At 35.3% G+C, this 4712-nt stretch carries 4 protein-coding genes; all 4 read left to right on the top strand.

Annotation, left to right across the window (positions count from 1 at the left end):
• Window positions 1–115: 115 nt before the first annotated feature.
• The gene (locus Q7P22_RS09430; protein WP_113920397.1) at window positions 116–1003 is read left to right on the top strand and encodes a DMT family transporter; all 888 of its coding nucleotides are present in this window, start codon (window positions 116–118) and stop codon (window positions 1001–1003) included.
• 234 nt (window positions 1004–1237) lie between these two features.
• Window positions 1238–2488 carry a DNA polymerase IV gene (locus Q7P22_RS09425; RefSeq protein ID WP_303863565.1) on the top strand — a complete coding sequence of 417 codons (1251 nt, stop codon included), beginning with the start codon at window positions 1238–1240 and terminating at the stop codon, window positions 2486–2488.
• Between the two features lie 35 nt (window positions 2489–2523).
• Window positions 2524–2793: a hypothetical protein gene (locus Q7P22_RS09420; protein WP_242981718.1), complete on the top strand. Its 270-nt coding sequence runs from the start codon at window positions 2524–2526 to the stop codon at window positions 2791–2793.
• Between the two features lie 427 nt (window positions 2794–3220).
• Window positions 3221–4453 (top strand): serine hydroxymethyltransferase, encoded by a 1233-nt coding sequence (gene glyA / locus Q7P22_RS09415; protein WP_113920394.1) that lies wholly within the window; start codon window positions 3221–3223, stop codon window positions 4451–4453.
• Window positions 4454–4712: the final 259 nt, after the last annotated feature.

The raw sequence follows: 4712 nt of genomic DNA, 5'->3' as shown, positions 1-4712 counted from the left end.
GTCGGTTTTAAGTTCTAAGTTGTATGTAAAAGCACAAAGTCCCCTTTGGGGGACATATAGTTAGAACATAGAACATAGAACATAGAACTAAAATGCGCCAGCATTTTACAGTGAGGTGAAAAGTAATTTGGAAGCAAAGCTAAAAATCATATTTTCAATGACCGTCTTTGGAACTCTTGCAATATTTGTCAATAATATTCCCCTATCTACAGGGGAAATTGCACTATTTAGAGCATTTATTGCATCCTTGGTTATTGTGATATATAAAATCATTACTAAGAACAAAATTCCATTAAGAGAAATAAAAAAAGACCTGCCTTTGCTCTTTGTTTCAGGAGCGGCAATGGGCTTTAATTGGATTTTACTCTTTCAAGCCTATCATTACACAACAGTCTCTATTGCCACCCTAAGCTATTATTTTGCTCCTGTAGTAGTTATGGCAAGTTCCCCCCTGTTTTTTAAAGAAAAACTAACTGTTAAACAAATCATCTGTTTTATAATGTCCACAATAGGTCTCATTATGATTATCAATATTGGCGGAGTAGAAAAGTCTAGTGGGAATTTAGTAGGAATAGGCTATGGTTTAGGTGCTGCCATACTTTACGCCACGGTCATAATTCTCAATAAATTTATTGTAAATGTTACGGGAGTAGATAGAACTTTAGTACAATTTATTGCATCTATTATAGTCCTTACACCTTATCTATTGGCAACTTCAGGTATTCATATAGAAAGTATTGGAACCCTGGGAATGATTAATCTTCTTGTCTTAGGAATCATTCATACAGGGATAGCCTATTGTATGTATTTTTCCTCTTTAAAAGATTTAAAAGGTCAGGAAGCGGCGATTTTAAGTTACATAGACCCATTGGTTGCCATTCTTGTATCTGTATCCATTCTAGGTGAATCCATTAATCCAGTACAAATTCTAGGAGGAATATTGATTTTAGGATTTACCCTTCTAAATGAATTAAAAGGCAAGGTTTTAGGTGCTAAATCATGATGCGCTTCGCGCAATTGAGAATTTACAATTTATAATTATAAAAAGCTCAAAGTAGAAAGTCGAAAGCAGAAAGTGGAAGAAAACCAAACACGCATTTCCTCGTCCAAAGGCGAGTTTGGTTCTTTCTCTTTCTGTTTTTTGTTTTACTCGTCCGACGAACCAACTGACCAATAAAAAAGTCGTTGTAAAAAGAACGTATGTTCGATATAATGTATTAAAAAAAGAAGGAATAATATGAGAAATCGAAATATATTTCATATAGATGCGAACTCAGCCTATCTAAGTTGGGAGGCTACTTGGAGATTGCAACATGGGGAAAGTTTAGATTTGAGAGATGTACCTTCTGTAGTAGGGGGAGATCCTAAAAGTCGTCATGGGATTATTTTGGCAAAGTCTATTCCTGCAAAAAAGTATGGAATCAAAACAGGAGAAACTCTTTACAGTGCAAGACAAAAATGTCCTGACCTGCTCATTGTGCCACCTAATTACGAATTATATATGAAATGTAGCAATGGTATGTTTGACTTATTGAAAGAGTATTCACACTTAGTTCAAAGGTACTCTGTAGATGAATGTTTTTTAGACTATACAGAGAGCGAAAAACTATTTGGAAGTCCTTTGAAGACTGCTTATAAAATAAAGAATCGAATTCAAGAAGAATTAGGTTTTACAGTAAATATCGGAATATCTCATAATAAATTGCTATCAAAGATGGCTTCGGAATTGGAAAAACCAAATAAAGTCCATACCTTGTTTTCAGATGAAATTGCAAGCAAAATGTGGACATTACCAGTAGACGATTTGTTTATGGTAGGAAGTAAAACCTTACCTAAATTAAAAAGGATAGGTATCAGTACCATAGGCGATTTAGCAAAAGCGAACCTTTCTCATATGAAAAGTTACTTAAAAAGTCATGGTGTTCTCATATGGAATTACGCTAATGGCATTGACGAATCTCCTGTTCGAGAAGAAGACATGGTGCAAAAAGGCGTAGGAAATTCTACGACTATAGCTTTTGATGTAACCAATCAAAGAGAAGCTTATCTTATCCTTCTTTCCTTAACAGAAACGGTATCTATGCGGCTTCGAAAAAAGAAGTCCCTAGCCCGAGTAGTCAGTGTATCCATCAAAGATAAAGATTTTGCTTATTATTCTCACCAATGCGCCTTATGTGCCCCAACAGATTCTACTAATGTGTTGTTTAAATACGTAAAAAAACTATTTAACGAAGCCTGGAAAGGAGAACCCATTCGCCACCTAGGGGTGCGGCTTACGGAGTTATGTAGCAGAGAATTTTATCAGATATCTATTTTTGATGAAAAATCTCTAGATAAATATAGAAGAATTGATGAAACAGTAGATTGTTTGAGAAGGCAATATGGAAAAAAGTCTGTCATAAGAGGATCTTTTCTACATTCAGGCTTAAAACCTATAGCAGGAGGTGTAGGAGAAGAAGAGTATAAGATGATGTCGAGTCATTTATAGCATAATATGAAAAGGAGCTTTGCTTCAATGAAGAGGTGTATAAGTTGAAAGTCATAGCAAAAGAAATCGAAATGATCGCTTGGTTTAAAAAGATGGATATGCCTATACCTATAAAGTTTAGATTTTTACAAGGGGATCAAAGACAAGTCGTAAAAATAGATCGGATTCTTCAAGCTGATGAGGAAAAATTAGCAGGCAATCGCATGTACATTTACCGCTGTCAAAGCGTAATAAAAAATGAGGAAAAAATATACGAACTAAAATATGAAGTAGATAAATGCAGATGGTATTTATTTAAAATCTAATGTCTATGTTGAAAGCCGAAGATGGTAGTTAAATGACCCATAAGGAATACATGTAAGCTAGTGACTACGGGCTACAGTACTAAAACCTGCAAGATAAACTGGATTATTTAAAAAATGTTCGACTTTTCTTCTGAAATTACCTATTTCTTCTTCTTTTCTTTATGAAAATATGGTAATATTAATCAAAATAAGGTGACGGAAAAGGGGAGGAAATACAAATTAATGATTTTTTACTAAGCCTGTCAAGTTTGACTACACTCTTAAGTCCTTTTATGGTCTTTATATTCTTTTTTGTAGCAACTTTGTTTTTATTTCAAATGAGAGACAAGACAAACAAAATGGAAGAATATATAAAAAGTATCGATCAATCTTTAAGGCATATTGCTCAACATTTATCAAAAGACAAATTATACTAGGAGGCTAAATAATGTTAGAATTCCCATTAGTTAAAGAATTTGACCCAGAAGTGTATGCTGCTATGGAAAAGGAATTAAAAAGACAACAAGGAAATCTTGAATTAATTGCTTCAGAAAATTTAGTTACAGAAAGAGTTATTCAGGCAATGGGAAACCATTTGACCAATAAATACGCAGAAGGATACCCTGGGAAAAGGTACTATGGGGGTTGTGAATACGTTGACATTGCAGAAAGCTTAGCAAAAGAAAGAATTGAAAAGCTTTTTGGAGCAGAATACTCTAATGTGCAGCCCCATTCTGGCGCTCAAGCTAATTTAGCAGTGTATTTTGCACTACTAGAACCAGGTGATACAGTACTGGGTATGAACTTATCTCATGGAGGGCATCTCACTCATGGTAGCCCAGTAAATATGTCAGGTGTTAACTATCGTTTTATCGCTTACGGAGTTGATAAAGAGACAGAACTTTTAGATTATGAAGAATTAGATAGAATTGCTAAAGAATCAAGACCAAAGCTAATTGTTGCGGGGGCAAGCGCTTATCCAAGGATAATTGACTTTGAGAGAATTGGAAAAATCGCCAAAGAAGTAGGCGCTTTATTTATGGTAGATATGGCTCACATTGCTGGTTTAGTTGCAGCAGGAGTTCATCCAAGCCCTATTCCATATGCAGATGTAGTAACTACGACTACTCATAAAACTTTAAGAGGACCTAGAGGAGGAGCTATTCTTTGTAAAAAAGAACTTGGAAAAGCGATCGACAAAGCTGTCTTTCCAGGGACTCAAGGTGGCCCATTGATGCACATCATTGCAGCAAAAGCAGTAGCCTTAAAAGAAGCTTTAAGCGATGAGTTTATAGTGTATCAAAAACAAGTAGTCGCGAATGCAAAGATTTTAAGTGAAGTACTTATGGACAAAGGATTTAAATTGCTTTCAAATGGTACAGACAATCACTTGATGCTAATGGACTTGCGAAATATTCACTTGACTGGAAAAGATGCAGAGGCCATGTTAGATGAAGTGCAAATTACAGCAAATAAAAATGCCGTTCCATACGATACAGAAAAACCTTTTATCACCAGCGGCATAAGACTAGGAACACCTACAGTAACAGCAAGAGGTATGAAAGAAGCGCAAATGGAAACAATAGGCGAAGCCATTTATCAATGTTTAATAAGGAAAGACAAAAAAATTGCTAGGGATTTAGTTGTAGAGCTTTGTAGGGAGTTTCCGATATATAGATAAGGTGGTCAGGTGGTCAGGTGGTCAGGTGAAATCAGCGGTCGCAGAGCGACCTGCTGATTTCACTTAGAACTTAGAACTTACAACCACAAAGTTGACTCAAGCTCTTGCTTTAGTAAATTGTTCAATGTTCATTGTTCAATAAAAAAAGCTCACGCAATGCGTGAGCTTTTTTTAAAAGGGGTTCTTATGAGAAAAAGGGGTGTTTTCTATAAGATTTAAGGGGAATGAAATTAAAGTTAAAATGGAATCTACAAATGGT

Origin of the sequence: Alkalibaculum bacchi (genome assembly GCF_937875145.1) — a bacterium.
Lineage (GTDB): Bacteria > Bacillota > Clostridia > Eubacteriales > Alkalibacteraceae > Alkalibaculum > Alkalibaculum bacchi_A.
This window is presented reverse-complemented; position numbering and strand designations above follow the sequence as displayed.

Excerpts from the sequence above, each read along its gene's own strand:
- Q7P22_RS09425 (WP_303863565.1), top strand. The coding sequence starts at position 1,238 with ATGAGAAATCGAAATATATTTCATATAGATGCGAACTCAGCCTATCTA.
- glyA (WP_113920394.1), top strand. The coding sequence starts at position 3,221 with ATGTTAGAATTCCCATTAGTTAAAGAATTTGACCCAGAAGTGTATGCT.